At 69.1% G+C, this 14146-nt stretch carries 15 protein-coding genes; 5 read left to right on the forward strand and 10 right to left on the reverse strand.

Annotated features, from left to right (window positions below):
- Positions 1–18 precede the first annotated feature (18 nt).
- Positions 19–1011: a 4-hydroxythreonine-4-phosphate dehydrogenase PdxA gene (pdxA, locus tag V8Z80_RS16350; protein WP_336062749.1), complete on the forward strand. Its 993-nt coding sequence runs from the start codon at positions 19–21 to the stop codon at positions 1009–1011.
- 41 nt (positions 1012–1052) lie between these two features.
- Here pdxA and V8Z80_RS16355 read toward each other — a convergent pair whose 3' ends face one another.
- The 6 genes from V8Z80_RS16355 to rpsF all read right to left on the reverse strand — a co-directional run bounded on the left by V8Z80_RS16355 (position 1053) and on the right by rpsF (position 5000).
- Positions 1053–2423, reverse strand: a complete 1371-nt coding sequence (locus V8Z80_RS16355; protein WP_336062750.1) for a replicative DNA helicase — start codon at positions 2421–2423, stop codon at positions 1053–1055.
- On the reverse strand, positions 2420–3220 hold the full coding sequence (locus tag V8Z80_RS16360; protein ID WP_336062751.1) for a hypothetical protein: 801 nt from the start codon (positions 3218–3220) through the stop codon (positions 2420–2422). Before V8Z80_RS16360 ends, V8Z80_RS16355 begins: the two co-directional genes overlap by 4 nt.
- Positions 3221–3463: 243 nt before the next feature.
- On the reverse strand, positions 3464–3919 hold the full coding sequence (gene rplI, locus V8Z80_RS16365) for a 50S ribosomal protein L9 (protein WP_155196800.1): 456 nt from the start codon (positions 3917–3919) through the stop codon (positions 3464–3466).
- A gap of 17 nt (positions 3920–3936) precedes the next feature.
- Positions 3937–4209 carry a 30S ribosomal protein S18 gene (gene rpsR / locus V8Z80_RS16370; RefSeq protein WP_066352664.1) on the reverse strand — a complete coding sequence of 91 codons (273 nt, stop codon included), beginning with the start codon at positions 4207–4209 and terminating at the stop codon, positions 3937–3939.
- Positions 4210–4301: 92 nt separating this feature from the next.
- A complete protein-coding gene (gene priB / locus V8Z80_RS16375) occupies positions 4302–4619 on the reverse strand; it encodes a primosomal replication protein N (protein WP_336062752.1) in 318 nt (105 codons plus the stop codon).
- Between the two features lie 9 nt (positions 4620–4628).
- Positions 4629–5000: a 30S ribosomal protein S6 gene (rpsF, locus tag V8Z80_RS16380; RefSeq protein WP_155196801.1), complete on the reverse strand. Its 372-nt coding sequence runs from the start codon at positions 4998–5000 to the stop codon at positions 4629–4631.
- Between the two features lie 479 nt (positions 5001–5479).
- Here rpsF and V8Z80_RS16385 point away from each other — a divergent pair, with 479 nt between their 5' ends.
- Genes V8Z80_RS16385 through V8Z80_RS16395 form a run of 3 tightly spaced genes read left to right on the forward strand, consistent with a single transcriptional unit; the run spans position 5480 to position 8405 of the window.
- Positions 5480–6571, forward strand: a complete 1092-nt coding sequence (locus V8Z80_RS16385) for a TRAP transporter substrate-binding protein (RefSeq protein ID WP_336062753.1) — start codon at positions 5480–5482, stop codon at positions 6569–6571.
- Positions 6571–7083, forward strand: a complete 513-nt coding sequence (locus V8Z80_RS16390; protein ID WP_336062754.1) for a TRAP transporter small permease subunit — start codon at positions 6571–6573, stop codon at positions 7081–7083. The genes V8Z80_RS16385 and V8Z80_RS16390 overlap by 1 nt, the downstream gene beginning before the upstream one ends.
- Complete coding sequence (locus V8Z80_RS16395) at positions 7080–8405, forward strand: TRAP transporter large permease (protein WP_155196804.1); 1326 nt, start codon at positions 7080–7082, stop codon at positions 8403–8405. Before V8Z80_RS16390 ends, V8Z80_RS16395 begins: the two co-directional genes overlap by 4 nt.
- A 42-nt stretch (positions 8406–8447) precedes the next feature.
- Here V8Z80_RS16395 and folE2 read toward each other — a convergent pair whose 3' ends face one another.
- The 4 genes from folE2 to V8Z80_RS16415 form a co-directional block, all read right to left on the reverse strand.
- Positions 8448–9245, reverse strand: a complete 798-nt coding sequence (folE2, locus tag V8Z80_RS16400; RefSeq protein WP_155196805.1) for a GTP cyclohydrolase FolE2 — start codon at positions 9243–9245, stop codon at positions 8448–8450.
- Between the two features lie 191 nt (positions 9246–9436).
- On the reverse strand, positions 9437–11311 hold the full coding sequence (gene dxs / locus V8Z80_RS16405; protein WP_155196806.1) for a 1-deoxy-D-xylulose-5-phosphate synthase: 1875 nt from the start codon (positions 11309–11311) through the stop codon (positions 9437–9439).
- A 55-nt stretch (positions 11312–11366) separates the two neighbouring features.
- Positions 11367–12278, reverse strand: a complete 912-nt coding sequence (locus V8Z80_RS16410; protein ID WP_155196807.1) for a farnesyl diphosphate synthase — start codon at positions 12276–12278, stop codon at positions 11367–11369.
- Positions 12275–12571: an exodeoxyribonuclease VII small subunit gene (locus V8Z80_RS16415; RefSeq protein ID WP_336062755.1), complete on the reverse strand. Its 297-nt coding sequence runs from the start codon at positions 12569–12571 to the stop codon at positions 12275–12277. The genes V8Z80_RS16410 and V8Z80_RS16415 overlap by 4 nt, the downstream gene beginning before the upstream one ends.
- Positions 12572–12951: 380 nt before the next feature.
- On the opposite strand from V8Z80_RS16415, the gene V8Z80_RS16420 reads away from it, so the two are divergent.
- Positions 12952–13986, forward strand: coding sequence for an acyltransferase (locus V8Z80_RS16420; RefSeq protein WP_442951990.1), 1035 nt, complete (start codon positions 12952–12954; stop codon positions 13984–13986).
- Positions 13987–14146: the final 160 nt, after the last annotated feature.

Here is a 14146-nt window from a genome sequence, read left to right on the forward strand (position 1 = left end):
GGCCCGGGCGGCGTGGACATGCGGGCGGCCGGGCCGCTGGGCATCACCCTGGGCGATGCCGCGGGCATCGGCCCGGAAATCGTCGTCAAATGCTGGCATGCCGGCCTGCCGGCGCCCGCCGTGGTCTACGGCGATGCCGGCGCCCTGGCGCGCGCAGCCGGGCAACTGGCGCTGCCCGTGACGGTGCGGGCCGTGCCCGGGCCCGGACAGGCGGCCCACGCCCCGCGCCAGATCGACGTGGTGCCCTGCGGCCCGGCCCTGCCCGGCGACCTGCCGCTGGGCCGGGTCAGCGCCCAGGCCGGCCGCGTGGCCTACGAGAGCCTGATCCGTGCCATCGACGACGCCCGGGCCGGGCGTATCCGGGCCATCGTCACCGCCCCGCTGAACAAGGCCTCGCTGCACGCGGCGGGCCTGGACTTTCCCGGCCACACCGAGATATTGGCCGAGCGCACCGGCACGCGCGACTACGCCATGATGCTGGCCAACAACGAGCTGCGGGTGCTGCTGGCCACCATCCATATCGCGCTGGCCGAGGTGCCGCGCGCCATCACTTTCGAAGGGCAGCTGCGCGCCATCGGCCTGGCCGAGCGCGCGTGCCGGCAGCTGGGCCTTGCCCGCCCCCGCGTGGCCGTGGCCGGCCTGAACCCCCATGCCGGCGAGCAAGGCCGGTTCGGCACCGAGGACCGCGACATCATCGCCCCGGCCGTGCAGGCCGCGCGCGAACAGGGCATCGATGCCTCGGGCCCGTGGCCGGGCGACACCGTCTTCATGCGCGCGCGGCGCGGCGAATTCGACATCGTGGTGGCGCAATACCACGACCAGGGGCTGATCCCGGTCAAGTACCTGGGCGTGGACGAGGGGGTGAACGTGACGGTGGGACTGCCGTTCGTGCGCACCAGCGTCGATCACGGCACAGCCTTCGACATCGCCGGCCAGGGCATCGCCGACCCGGCCTCGCTGCGGGCCGCCTTCGAGCTGGCGCTGGCCATGCAGGGGCCGGCGCGCGCCTGAAAGCCCGGCCCCGCCGGCAGGCGGGCAGGCCGGGCCGCGGCTCAGTATCCCGCGGAGGTGAAGTTCAGGAAGCGCGTGCTCGAGCCTTGGAAAGTCAGGCGCACCGTGCCAATGGGGCCGTTACGCTGCTTGCCGATGATGATCTCGGCCGTGCCCTTGTCCGGCGAATCGGGGTTGTAGACCTCGTCCCGGTAGATGAACAGGATGACGTCGGCGTCCTGCTCGATGGCGCCGGACTCGCGCAGGTCGCTCATGACCGGACGCTTGTTGGGCCGCTGCTCCAGGCTGCGGTTCAGCTGCGAGAGCGCGATCAGCGGGCAGTTCAGCTCCTTGGCCAGGCCCTTGAGCGAACGGCTGATCTCCGACACCTCGGTGGCGCGGTTCTCGCCCGAGCCGTTGCCCGACATCAGCTGCAGGTAGTCGATGATGATCAGCCCGAGCTGCCCGCACTGGCGGGCCAGCCGGCGGGCGCGGGCGCGTACTTCCATGGGGCTGAGCGCGGGCGTCTCGTCGATGTAGACCTGGGCGTCCTGCATGAGCTGCACGGCGTGGGTAACGCGCGGCCAATCCTCGGCGGTGAGCTTGCCCGTGCGCATGCGGTGCTGGTCCAGCAGCCCGACCGAGCCGAGCATGCGCATGGCCAGCTGCACCGCGCCCATTTCCATGGAGAACACCGCCACCGGCAGGCCCTGCTCGATGGCGATGTGCTCGCCGATGTTCATGGAGAAAGAGGTCTTGCCCATGGAGGGGCGGCCGGCCACGATGATGAGATCGCCCCCTTGCAGGCCCGAGGTCATCTTGTCCAGGTCGGTAAAGCCGGTGGGCACGCCCGTGACGTCCGAGTCGGTATCGCGGTGATAGAGCTCGTCGATGCGCTCGACCACCTGGGTGAGCAGCGGCTGGATTTCCTGAAAGCCGGCCGAGCCGCGCTCGCCTTCCTGGGCGATCTGGAACACCTTGGATTCGGCCTCGTCCAGCAGCTGGCGGGCCTCCTTGCCATTGGGATTGAGCGCGCCGGCGGCGATCTCGTCGGCCACCGTCACCAGCTTGCGCAGCATGGCGCGCTCGCGCACGATTTCGGCGTAGCGGCGGATGTTGGCCGCCGAGGGCGTGTTGTGCGCCAGCGCGTTCAGGTAGCCAATGCCGCCGACGTCGGCCGACTTGCCGGCGCTGTCCAGCGATTCGTGCACGGTGATCACGTCGGCCGGGCGCGACAGGGCGATCAGGCGCGCGATATGCTGCCAGATGAGCTTGTGGTCGTGGCGATAGAAATCGTCCTCGTGCAGGACGTCGGCAATGCGGTCCCAGGCCCCGTTATCCAGCAGCAACCCACCCAGCACCGACTGTTCGGCCTCGACCGAATGCGGCGGCACGCGCAGGTATTCCAGTTGGGGATCGGAGGGGTTGTTCATGGTTTCAATAATACCCGCATCAGGTCGGCGGTCAGGCGAAAGCCGCGCACGTCCCGCCAGGACAGCCGGGCCGTCAGCGGACGCAGCACGCGTTCGGTGCCGGCGATGCTGCGGGCCACCCGGCGCAGCGCCGGGCCGGTCTGCTCGGGGCCGGCTTCGGACAGATAGCCTTGCAGCAGCTGGCGGCCCAGCGCGGGCAGCAGGTGCTCGGGCAGGCGGTTCATGCCGGTCAGCGACAGGCAGGCCTGCAGCAGGTCGTAGGCCTGTGCCAGCGGCAGGCTCAACGCCCCGCCGATGTTCTCTTCGAAATCGATGCGCCAGTAGCGGCCGTCGCGCAGCGTCATGTTGCGCAGCTGCGCGCCGCCGTGCCAATGGCCGGCGCGATGGAAACGGGCCAGGTCCGCGCCGGCGCGAAACACCAGCTCGGCGCACTGTGCGGGCGGGGCGCGCCGCAGCAGATGGGGCAGGTCCTGCCCGACGAACTCCAGCACCAGCAGGCCCGGCTCGGCCGCATACACCTGCGGCACCGGCCAGGCCTGTGCGCGCAATGCGCGCAGGCGCCGCGTCTCGTCGGCCAGGCCGTTGCGCAAAAGAACGCGCGGCGAGGGAAACTCGCCCAGCACCAGCTTGCAGAAGACGGCCAGCGCCAGCGCGCGCAGGTAGCGCAAGCCATAGCCCAGCGCCCTGCCGGCGCCCGGGCGGCGCACCTTGACGATGCAGCGCACGCCGCCGATCTGTGCTTCATGCACCCCGTCGGGCAAGGGCCGGACGCGCTGATCGGCCAGCCAATCGTTCATGCCCGCGGGGATGGAATCCTGGTCTTGCACGCTTGCCACCGTTTGAGGCCCAGGCCGCCGCGGTGGCCCCCGGCGCCTGCAAAATCAATCGTCCGCAGAAGCAAAAAGCCGGCCTGGGCCGGCTTTTTGCCGCCGTGCCACCCGGCCGGTCCAGCCCCGCAGGGCGGCAAGCCGAAGGCGCAGCGCTGGGGGCGTTGCTTGCTCCAGCGTGCGCGCGAACGCGCACGCGGCGTCCCGGCGGTATCAGCCGATATCGCCCACGACCACCAGGTTGACGGTGGCCGTCACGTCCGCATGCAGGGCGACCTGCACGGGATATTCGCCCACGGCCTTGAAGGGACCGTCGGGCAGGCGCACCTGGCTTTTCTCCACGGTGGGGAAGCCTTCCTTTTGCAGCGCCGCGGCGATGTCCTGGTTGGTCACCGAACCGAACAGGCGGCCGTCCACGCCGGCCTTCTGCGAGATCTTCAGGTTGAAGCCTTCCAGGCGCTCGCCTTCCTTCTGGGCGGCGGCCAGGCGCTCGGCCTGGGCCTTTTCCAGTTCGGCGCGGCGCGCTTCGAATTCCTTGAGCGCGGCCTCGGTGGCGCGGCGGGCCTTTTTCTGGGGAATCAGGAAGTTGCGGGCATAGCCGTCGCGCACGCGCACGACTTCGCCCAGGTTGCCCAGGTTGGCCATTTTTTCGAGCAGGATAACTTGCATGTCAGTATGCCCCGGGATCAGTTGTGGTTGTCGGTGTAGGGCAACAGGGCCAGGAAGCGCGCGCGCTTGATGGCGGTGTCGAGCTGGCGCTGGTAGTGGGCCTTGGTACCGGTCAGGCGGGCAGGAATGATCTTGCCGTTTTCCTGGATGAAGTCGCGCAGGGTGTCCAGATCCTTGTAGTCGATCTCTTCGACGCCGGCGGCGGTGAAGCGGCAGAACTTGCGGCGCTTGAACAGCGGGTTCTGCTGGGTGAACTTGCGTTTTTCCTTGCGTTTTCCGAAGAAAGCCATGATGTGCCTCTTTCAAAATCGCCGGGCCTTGGGGCCGGCGGAATATCTTGCCAAGACGGGAGAGCCGTCGATGTTTTTGGTATTGCTTGCGTTCAGGCCGTCGGGGTATCGAAACCGCCCGCGGCCCTGCGGGCCTGCTGGATATGCAACACCACGCGCGAGGCGCTCTTGCGGACCGGGGCCAGAAAGCCCTCGACCTGCAGGAAAGCGCCCAAGGGCGTGTCCGCCAGCATCCGGGCCTGGTCTCCCAGGGCCACTGCGGCCAGCGTCAGCTCGACGCGGCGCGGCAGGCCGGCTTCCATGACCTCGGATGCGTGCGCCAGCTGCATTTCCAGCACCGGCACGCCGGCGGGCGTGTGGCGCAAGGGCCCGCATTCGAGCACCTGCGCGCTGAGCGCCAGCCGGTTCACGTCAAGCTCTTACTCGGACTGGGTGGCCGCTTCGGCGGTTGCCTTGCGGGCTTCCTCGCGCTCGACCGACTTCATCATCACCGACGCGGCGGCGGGGGCCTTCTTGGTCTTGATGACCAGGTGGCGCAGCACGGCGTCGTTGTAGCGGAACGAATGCTCCAGTTCGTCGAGCGTGGCCTGGCCGCACTCGATGTTCAGGCACACGTAGTGGGCCTTGACCAGTTTCTGGATGGGATAGGCCAGCTGGCGGCGGCCCCAGTCTTCCAGGCGATGGACGATACCGCCCTGGCCGGTGACCAGCGACTGGTAGCGCTCGACCATGGCGGGCACCTGCTCGCTCTGGTCGGGATGGACGATGAACACTACTTCGTAGTGACGCATGGGCAAAACTCCTTGAGGATGTCTCGGGCCTGCGCGGCGGCAATGCATGCGCCAGGCCCAAGGGGCAGCCCGCAGCGGCCTTGGAAAAGACACCTTCGCCAACGCCGAAAGGCCCCGGAAAGTCAAAAGGTGCCGCGCCCAGTTGGCAACTGTCGAGCAAGAAAGCCTTGCATTATCGCCCAGGAAGGAAAAACTTGCAAGAAATCAAGCGCATGCCGGGCCTGCGCCCGGGCCGGGCGGCGGGCCCGGGCGCCGCCCCAATCTGGGCCGTGCAGGCACGAACCCTGTGCACCAGGCCCGGCCCGCACTGCCGCGGTGCCCTCCCCGGCTGCCCGATTCGTCTTTTATTTCAAGGCCCTGCCCCGGCGAACCAGACCTGGCACGCCGCTTGCATAGGCACGTCCCGATGGAACCCGTGCCGACGGCGCGCCTTGCCCAAGCCCGCGCCCAACCTTGAACCTCAGCGGAGGAATGCATCCATGACGGTGACTCGACGTCGTTTCCTGGGAACTGCAGCCGGCGCGGGCGCCGTGCTGGGCGCGCCGGCGGTCATCGCCGCCGAAAAGACGTACTCCTGGCGCATGACCAATGCCTATGCCGCGGGCTCGCCCTTCTATGTGCAAGGCCCGGGCAGCCCCACCGACTTCTGCAGGAAGGTCGAGGCGATGTCGGGCGGGCGCCTGAAGATACAGCACTTTGCCGCCGGCGAGCTGATCCCGGCGCTGGAGGGCTTTGACGCCGTGGCCGGCGGCGTGGTCGAGATGAACGCGGCCAATGCCTATTTCTGGGCGGGCAAGATCGCGGCGGCGCAGTATTTCACCGCCGTGCCCTTCGGCATGAACACGCAAGGCATGAACGCCTGGCTGTATCACGGCGGCGGCCTGAAGCTATGGCACGAGCTGTACGAGCCGCACGGGCTGATCGCCTTCCCCATGGGCAACACCGGCGTGCAGATGACTGGCTGGTTCCGCCAGCCGCTGAACGGCGTCGACGACCTCAAGGGCCTGAAGATGCGGATTCCGGGCCTGGCGGGCAAGGTCTTCAGCGAGCTGGGCGTGGCCGTGCGCCTGCTGCCCGGCGGAGAAATCTTCCCGGCGCTCGAGCGCGGCGTGATCGATGCGGCCGAATTCGTCGGCCCCTACCAGGACCGCCGCCTGGGGTTGCAGAAGGCCGCCAAGTATTACTACACCACGGGCTGGCACGAGCCGACCAATGTCACCGAACTGCTGATCAACAAGAAGGCCTGGGACAGCCTGCCGGCCGACCTGCAGGCCATCGTGCAGGCCGCCGCCCAGGCCTGCAACAACGAAAGCCTGGCATGGTCCGAGGCCGTCAACGCCGATGCCCTGACCGACCTGGTGCAGAACCAGGGCGTTACCGCCCAGCCGCTGCCCCCGCAGATCGTCGGGCGGCTGCGCGAGGCCACGCACGACACCCTGGCGGCCGGCGCGGCCGCCGATCCGCGCACCCGGGCCGTGCACGACGCATTCATGGCGTTTGCCCAGAAACATGCGTCATGGGCCGGCATCAGCGAGCTGAATTTCCTGAACATCGCGCTGAACGGCAAGTAATGCGACTGGTCGCCGGCATAGAAAGCCTCATAGAGGCCTGCGGCCTGCTGGCGCGCCTGTGCGTGCTGGCCATGGTGCTGCTGGTCGCGGCCAACGTCTGGCTGCGCTATTTCCTGGGCATCAGCCCGGTCGCGCTGCAGGAGCTCGAATGGCACCTGATCTCGCCGATCGCGCTGCTGGGCATGGCCTATACGCTCAAGCACCGCGCCGACGTGCGCGTGGATTTCCTCTACGCCGGCATGCAGCCGCGCAGCCGCGCCCTGGTCGACCTGGCCAGCGCCCTGCTTACCCTGGCCATCGCCGCGCTGATCGCCTACCTGTCCTGGTCCTACGTGCTGCAGTCGCACCGCATGGGCGAAGGCTCGCCCGACCCGGGCGGCCTGCCCCATCGCTTCCTGCTCAAGGCCTTCCTGCCGCTGGGTTTCGCCCTGCTTGCCCTGCAGGGGCTGGCCGACACGCTCAGGGCCTGGCTGGCGCTGCGCGCGGCCGGCAACGGGAGTACCGCCCCATGAGCCTGAACGAATGGCTGGCCATCGGCATGGTCGCGGCCTTCTTCGCCATGATGCTGGCCGGCATCCCCGTGGCCGTGGCGCTGGCGGCCTCGGGCTTTGCGGCGGGCTACCTGGGTTTCGGTCCGGCGCTGTTCAACCTGCTGCCCGCGCGGCTGTACGGCGTGGTCAGCAACTACACCATGCTGGCCATCCCGCTGTTCGTATTCATGGGCGTGATGCTGGAGAAATCGCGCATCGCCGACGACATGATCGAGACGCTGGGCCAGGCCATGGGGGGGCTGCGCGGCGGCATGGGCCTGGCCGTGGTGCTGGCCGGCGTGCTGATGGGAGCGTCCACGGGCATCGTGGGCGCGACCGTCGTGACGCTCGGCATGCTGACCCTGCCGCCGCTGCTGCGGCGCGGCTACCGCCCGACCTTCGCCTGCGGCACGATCTGCGCCTCGGGCACGCTGGGACAGATCATTCCGCCCAGCCTGGTGCTGATCCTGCTCTCGGACATCACCGGCGAATCGGTGGGCTCGATCTTCGCGGCCGCCTTCGTGCCCAGCATGGTATTGGCGCTGGTCTACGTCGCCTACGTGCTGGCGGTGGGCTGGCTGCGTCCCGACTGGGCGCCGGCCATACCGGCCCATGAGCGGGCGCTGGTAAGCCGGCGCGAACTGCTGGCGCGCCTGGGCCGCTCGGTGCTGCCGCCGCTGCTGCTCATCGCGTCCGTGCTGGGTGCCATCATCGGCGGCGTAGCCGCGCCCACCGAGGCGGCATCGATGGGCGCGCTGGGCAGCCTGCTGATCGCCCTGGCGGCCCGGCGCCTGGACTGGAAGGTGCTGGGCGCCACGCTGCACGGCACGCTGAGCATCAGCGCCATGATCTTTTTCATCCTGCTGTGCGCCCAGCCCTTCGCCCTGGCGTTTCGCGGCCTGGGCGGCGAACAGCTGGTGCACGACGCCTTCGCGCTGCTGCCCGGCGGCCAGACCGAAGCGCTGCTGTTCCTGATGCTGCTGTTGCTGGTGCTGGGTTTTTTCCTGGAATGGATCGAGATCTCGTACATCGCACTGCCGATGTTCCTGCCGGTGTTCCATGCCTACGGCACGGACATCGTCTGGCTGTCGGTGCTGGTGGCCATGAACCTGCAGATGTCGTTCCTGACGCCGCCCTTCGGCTGGGCGCTGTTTTTCCTGAAGGGGGTGGCCCCGCCCACGGTGAGCACGCGCGACATCTACCTGGGCGTGCTGCCCTATGTCGGCCTGCAGCTGCTGGCGCTGGCGATCGTGTTCCTGTTTCCGGGCCTGGCGACCTGGCTGCCGCAGGCCATCGGATGGTAGCCGGCTGCCGGCCCCTGCCGGCGGGCGGGCAAGCGGCGGCGATCAGCCCTCGACCACCGCGTAGGCCGAATGGTTGTGGATGGACTCGAAGTTCTCGGCCTCGACGCGAAAGCGCCGCACGCCCGGCAACACCTTGACTCGGGCGGCCACGTCGCGCACCAGGTCCTCGACGAACTTGGGGTTGTCGTAGGCGCGCTCGGTCACGTACTTCTCGTCGGGCCGCTTGAGCAGCCCCCAGAGCTCACACGAAGCCTCCTGCTCGACCAGGCGGATCAGCGCCTCCATGTCCAGCCGGGCATCCTCGAACACCGCGTTGACGGTCACGTGCGAGCGCTGGTTGTGCGCGCCGTAGTCCGAGATGGTCTTGGAACACGGGCACAGGCTGGTGACCGGCACCTGCACCTGCACCTCGAACTCGACCTGCTGGCCGGCGGCGCGCGCCAGCCATTGCACTTCGTAGTCCAGCAGGCTGCGCACGCCCGAGACCGGCGCGGACTTCTCGACGAAATAGGGAAACGCCGCCGTCAGGTCGCCGCGCTCGGCGTGCAGCAAGGGCAGCATCTCGCCGGCCATGGCGGCGAACAGCGCCGGCGTCATGGGGGTGGCGCGGTGCTTTTCCAGCAGCGCCACGAAGCGCGACATGTGGGTGCCCTTTTCCTCGGCCGGCAAGGCCACGGTCAGCGTCCAGCTGGCGACCGTGGGCTGCGCGCCGGCGGGCGTGGCGACCAGCATGGGATGACGCACGCCGCGGATGCCGACACGCTGGATGGGAATCTGGCGGGTGTCGGTGGAACTCTGCACATCGGGCATCACGACGGCGGAATCGACAGGAGAATTCATGTGTCTGACCAGTGCGAAGCGCCTTTGCAAAGCGCATCCGGCAAGAAAAGTAAAGGACAATTATCGCGCAAACCCGCAGGCGGGCCGGAAAAGACCCTTTGGCCGTCAATGCGAAACGCCGCCCGCGGCCCGGGCAGGCCGGCGTACAGGATGCGGGAAAACAACAGCCGCGCGGCCCGCGCCCCGGCCGTCTAGGCGGCCTTGGCGGTCAGCAGCTCGGCATAGCGGGCCCGGATCGAAGCGGCGATCCCGGCCGCGTCCAGCCCCAGGCCCGCAAGCAGCGCGGCCTGGTCGCCGTGGTCGATGAAGCGGTCGGGCAGGCCCAGCTGCAGCAGCGGCACCGACAGGCCCTGCGCGTTGAGCAGTTCCGCCACGGCGCTGCCGGCCCCGCCCATGACGCAGCCTTCCTCGACGGTAACCAGCGCATCGTGGCTGGCGGCCAGCGCCAGCACCAGTTCGTGGTCCAGCGGCTTGACGAAACGCATGTCGGCCACGGTCAGGTCGAGCTGATCGGCCGCGCCCAGCGCGGCCTGCACCAGCGTGCCGAAACCCAGCACGGCGATGCGCCGGCCCTGGCGCCGCAGCACCGCCTTGCCCACGGGCACGTCGGCCAGGCCGGGCTGCACCTCGGCGCCGCAGCCCGCCCCGCGCGGATAGCGCACCGAGGCCGGGCCGCGATGGCGGTAACAGGCCGAGAGCAGCAGCCGGGCCTCGTTCTCGTCCGAGGGGGCGGCCACCACCATGTTGGGAATGCAGCGCAGGTAGGCGATGTCGTAGTTGCCGGCGTGGGTGGCGCCGTCCGCGCCCACGATGCCCGCCCGGTCCAGGGCGAAGGTCACGTCCAGGTCCTGCAGGGCCACGTCGTGGATCAGCTGGTCGTAGCCGCGCTGCAGGAAGGTCGAATAGATCGCCACCACCGGCTTGTAGCCCTCGCAGGCGATGCCGGCGGCAAAGGTGACGGCGTGCTGCTCGGCGATGCCCACGTCGAAGTAGCGCCGGGGAAAACGCTGCTCGAACTCGACCATGCCGCTGCCCTCGCGCATGGCCGGGGTGATGCCGATCAGGCGCTCGTCTTCCTGTGCCATGTCGCACAGCCATTGGCCGAACACCTGGGTGAACGTGCGCCGCGCCGGCGCCTTGGCCTGCTGGATTCCGACGGCCGGGTCGAACTTGCCCGGCCCGTGATAAAGCACCGGGTCGGCCTCGGCCAGCTTGTAGCCTTGCCCCTTGCGCGTGACCACGTGCAGGAACTGCGGGCCGGACAGCTTGCTCAGGTTCTGCAGGGTAGGCACCAGCGCATCCAGGTCGTGGCCGTCGATGGGCCCGACGTAGTTAAAGCCCAGCTCCTCGAACAGCGTGGCCGGCGTGACCATGCCCTTGGCATGCTCCTCGAAGCGGCGCGCCAGCTCCAGCATGGGCGGCACGTGCTGCAGCACCGCGCGGCCGACGTTGCGCGCGGCCGCATAGAAGCGGCCGGACATCAGCCGGGCCAGGTAGCGGTTGAGCGCGCCCACCGGCGGCGAGATCGACATGTCGTTGTCGTTGAGCACCACAAGCAGGTTGATGTCGGGCGTGACCCCGGCATTGTTCATGGCCTCGAAGGCCATGCCCGCCGACATGGCCCCATCGCCGATGACCGCGATGTGCTGGCGCGCCACGCCGGCGTTGCGCGAAGCCACCGCCATGCCCAGGGCCGCGGAGATCGACGTGGATGAATGCGCGGTGCCAAAGGCGTCGTAGGGCGACTCGTCGCGGCGCGGGAAGCCCGAGATGCCGCCTTGCTGGCGCAGCGTGCCCATTTGCGCGCGCCGGCCGGTCAGGATCTTGTGGGGATAGGACTGGTGGCCCACGTCCCAGATGATGCGGTCGTGCGGCGTGTCGAATACATGGTGCAGGGCAATGGCCAGCTCGACGGTGCCCAGATTGGAGGACAGATGCCCGCCGGTGCGCGAGACGGACTCCAGCACGAAACCGCGCAGCTCGTCGGCCAGCAGTTTGAGCTCGCGCCGGTCCAGCGGCTTCAGGTCGGCCGGCGATTGGATACGATCAAGCAGTTCCGTGGTCATGGTTCATCACTTCGGTCTTGCGCCCGCGGCCAGGGCCGCGCCGGCGATATTGCGTTCAACGGTCCCTGAGCACGATGAAATCGGCCAGGGCGGCCAGCGGCGCGGCCGACTCGCCCAGCGGGGCCAGCGCCTTGTGGGCATCGCCGCGCAGGGACTCGGCCAGCGCGCGGGCCTCGTCCAGGCCCAGCAGCGACACGTAGGTGGGCTTGTTGTCGGCGGCGTCCTTGCCCGCGGTCTTGCCCAATTGCTTGGAGTCGGCCGTCACGTCCAGGATATCGTCCACCACCTGGAAGGCCAGCCCCACCGCTGCGGCATAGCTGTCCAGCGCGCTGCGCTGCACCGAGCTGGCGCCGGCCACCACGCCGCCCAGGGCTACGCTGGCCACCAGCAGCGCGCCGGTCTTCAGGCTGTGCATGGTCTGCAGTTGTTCGCGCGAGATCGAGCGGCCCACGCTGTACAGGTCGATGGCCTGCCCGCCGGCCATGCCGCGGCTGCCGGCCGCGCGCGCCAGGATGCGCGAGGCCTGCACCACCAGGGCCGGCGCGATCGGCATCTCGGACAGCAGCTCGAAAGCCAGGGGCTGCAGGGCGTCGCCGGCCAGCATGGCGGTGGCCTCGTCGAACCGCACGTGCGTGGTGGGCCGGCCGCGCCGCAGGGTGTCGTCGTCCATGCAGGGCAGGTCGTCGTGCACCAGCGAATAGGCATGGATCAGCTCGATGGCCGCCGCCGCGCAGTCCAGCCCGGTGCTCACGGCCACCGGCATGCCGCCGCTCACGCAGGCCTGGCCGGCCGCGTACACCAGCGCGGCGCGCACACGCTTGCCGCCGCCCAGCGTGGCATACCGCATGGCCTCGTGCAGGCGCGCGGGCTCTTCGTCGGGCAGGGGCAGCAGCTCGTCCAGGCAGGCTTCGACATGCTCGGCCCGTTCCTGCAGCCAGGCCGGAAAATCCAGGGCGGCAGGCTTCATCCTTTGCCTTCCGCCTCGATGCCGCCGCCCTCGAAGGGACGCAGCAGTTCGCCTTCGAGCACCTTGACCTGCTGCTCGGCCTGGGCCAGGCGGTCCTGGCAGATCCGCGAGAGCGCCACGCCGCGGCGATAGGCCGCCAGCGAGGCCTCCAGCGGCTGGGCGCCGCTTTCCATGTCCGCAACCAGCGCCTCGAGCTCCGCGAGCGCCGTTTCGAAATCCTGGGGCAGGCCATCCTGGGGCAGGCCGTCCTGGGGCGCGCGTTGCAGCGGGTCGTTCGGATCGTTCGGAGACATAGCAGACAAAAGGGGCCTCCGTGTTATCGGTGGACAATGAGGGTGGACTAAATGAGGCAAGTCTTCAATTGTACGAGAACTGCCGCCCCGCCCCGGGCTTGCAGGCCGGGGCAGGCCAAGCGCGCTGCCGGCGCGCGCGGATTTGCAACAAGATGAAGCCGGCCGCAGCCGCCGGCCGCGACGGGCCGCGGTTGGCACGTCCATCCGGTCGGGCCGGCTAACGCCTGGATACAGTCGGCCGCCCCGGCCCTCTGGTACGCTGCAGGGGCCGTCCTGCCACGCGGCCGGCGCGCCGTCCGCTGCTGGCCGGGCTGCCCTTCGCAACCCGCCCGCCATCCATGACGCAACACGCCTTGAGTTCCACCGCCCGCCCCAGCGCCATCGCCCGCAGCGCCGCGCAGGCCGCTTGCTCCACCGACCCCCGCCTGGCCAGGCTCGATGCGGCGCGCTGGATCGCCGCGCTGGCCGTGGTGCTGCTGCACTGCGCCGCCGTCCCGGTATCGGGCAGCGAACCCTATGGCAGCCCTGGCTGGGTCAGCGCCAACCTGTACGACTCGGCGGTGCGCTGGTGCGTGCCGGTCTTCGTGATGATCAGCGGCGCCTTGCTGCTGGCCCCGGCCCGGCGCGAAGGACTGCCGCGCTTCTACATGCGCCGTACGGCGCGCATCCTGTTGCCGCTGGCATTCTGGACGCTGTTCTACCTCGGATGGAGCGCCCTGCTCGAGCGCCTGGACGGCACGCCCACCGATCCGTGGGCCTGGCTTACCCGCCTGAGCGAAGGCCGGCCCTACTACCATCTCTGGTACCTGTACATGATCGTGGGGCTCTACCTGTTCGCCCCCTTCGTGCGCGACATGTACGGGCGGCTGAACGAACGCCGGCGCCTGGCCTGCGTGCTGGGCACGCTGGGCATCGCCGTCATGGACGCGCTCTATCGCCATTGGGCCGGCACCGGCTACGGCTTCTTCCTGGCCTGGTTCGTTCCCTACCTGGGCTACTTCATCGCCGGACGGATGGTCTTCGAAGGCTCGCTGCGCCTGCCCCGGCCGGGCCTGGTGCTGGCGCTGTCGGTAGCCGCCACGGCCGCGGGTGTGTACGCGCTGTCCAATGCCCAGGCCATGAACTTCTATTTCTACGACTACTTCAGCGTGACCGTGCCCTTCATGTCGCTGGCGGCGTTCCAGCTGATCCTCTCGCAGTCCAGGCTGCCGCGCCTGACGCTGCTGGCGCCGCTGACCTTCGGCGTATACCTGATCCATCCGGTCTTCATCGACCTGGCGCAGCGCTCGGACCTGTACGAGGGCCCCATGCCGCCGGCCTGGTCCCTGCCGCTGGTGGCCGTGGCCATCTTCGTGATGTCGGCCGCATGCATCTGGGTTTTCCAGCGCCTGCCCGTGCTGCGCAGGGTGGTCTAGGCGCCGCACGGACCGCGCGGGCAGCCCCCGGGAGGCGCCGTCCGGGCGAAGTGGGCGCCCCCGGTGATCTGGGGTACACTCCCCTTTTAGATGATCGGCCGGACCGATTTTTCTTCGCGCCAGAACGGCAGGCAGGCCGTCCTGGCTTTTTTATCCGTGC

Source organism: Orrella sp. JC864 (assembly GCF_037026685.1).
Taxonomy (GTDB): Bacteria; Pseudomonadota; Gammaproteobacteria; order Burkholderiales; family Burkholderiaceae_B; genus Orrella.

Bases quoted from the DNA above. Each gene is read 5' to 3' on its own strand.
- V8Z80_RS16415 (WP_336062755.1), bottom strand. From the start codon at position 12,571: ATGTCTCCGAACGATCCGAACGACCCGCTGCAACGCGCGCCCCAGGAC.
- rpsR (WP_066352664.1), bottom strand. From the start codon at position 4,209: ATGGCTTTCTTCGGAAAACGCAAGGAAAAACGCAAGTTCACCCAGCAG.
- dxs (WP_155196806.1), bottom strand. From the start codon at position 11,311: ATGACCACGGAACTGCTTGATCGTATCCAATCGCCGGCCGACCTGAAG.
- folE2 (WP_155196805.1), bottom strand. From the start codon at position 9,245: ATGAATTCTCCTGTCGATTCCGCCGTCGTGATGCCCGATGTGCAGAGT.
- pdxA (WP_336062749.1), top strand. From the start codon at position 19: ATGCGGGCGGCCGGGCCGCTGGGCATCACCCTGGGCGATGCCGCGGGC.
- V8Z80_RS16390 (WP_336062754.1), top strand. From the start codon at position 6,571: ATGCGACTGGTCGCCGGCATAGAAAGCCTCATAGAGGCCTGCGGCCTG.
- V8Z80_RS16385 (WP_336062753.1), top strand. From the start codon at position 5,480: ATGACGGTGACTCGACGTCGTTTCCTGGGAACTGCAGCCGGCGCGGGC.
- V8Z80_RS16355 (WP_336062750.1), bottom strand. From the start codon at position 2,423: ATGAACAACCCCTCCGATCCCCAACTGGAATACCTGCGCGTGCCGCCG.
- V8Z80_RS16360 (WP_336062751.1), bottom strand. From the start codon at position 3,220: ATGAACGATTGGCTGGCCGATCAGCGCGTCCGGCCCTTGCCCGACGGG.
- rplI (WP_155196800.1), bottom strand. From the start codon at position 3,919: ATGCAAGTTATCCTGCTCGAAAAAATGGCCAACCTGGGCAACCTGGGC.
- V8Z80_RS16395 (WP_155196804.1), top strand. From the start codon at position 7,080: ATGAGCCTGAACGAATGGCTGGCCATCGGCATGGTCGCGGCCTTCTTC.
- rpsF (WP_155196801.1), bottom strand. From the start codon at position 5,000: ATGCGTCACTACGAAGTAGTGTTCATCGTCCATCCCGACCAGAGCGAG.
- V8Z80_RS16410 (WP_155196807.1), bottom strand. From the start codon at position 12,278: ATGAAGCCTGCCGCCCTGGATTTTCCGGCCTGGCTGCAGGAACGGGCC.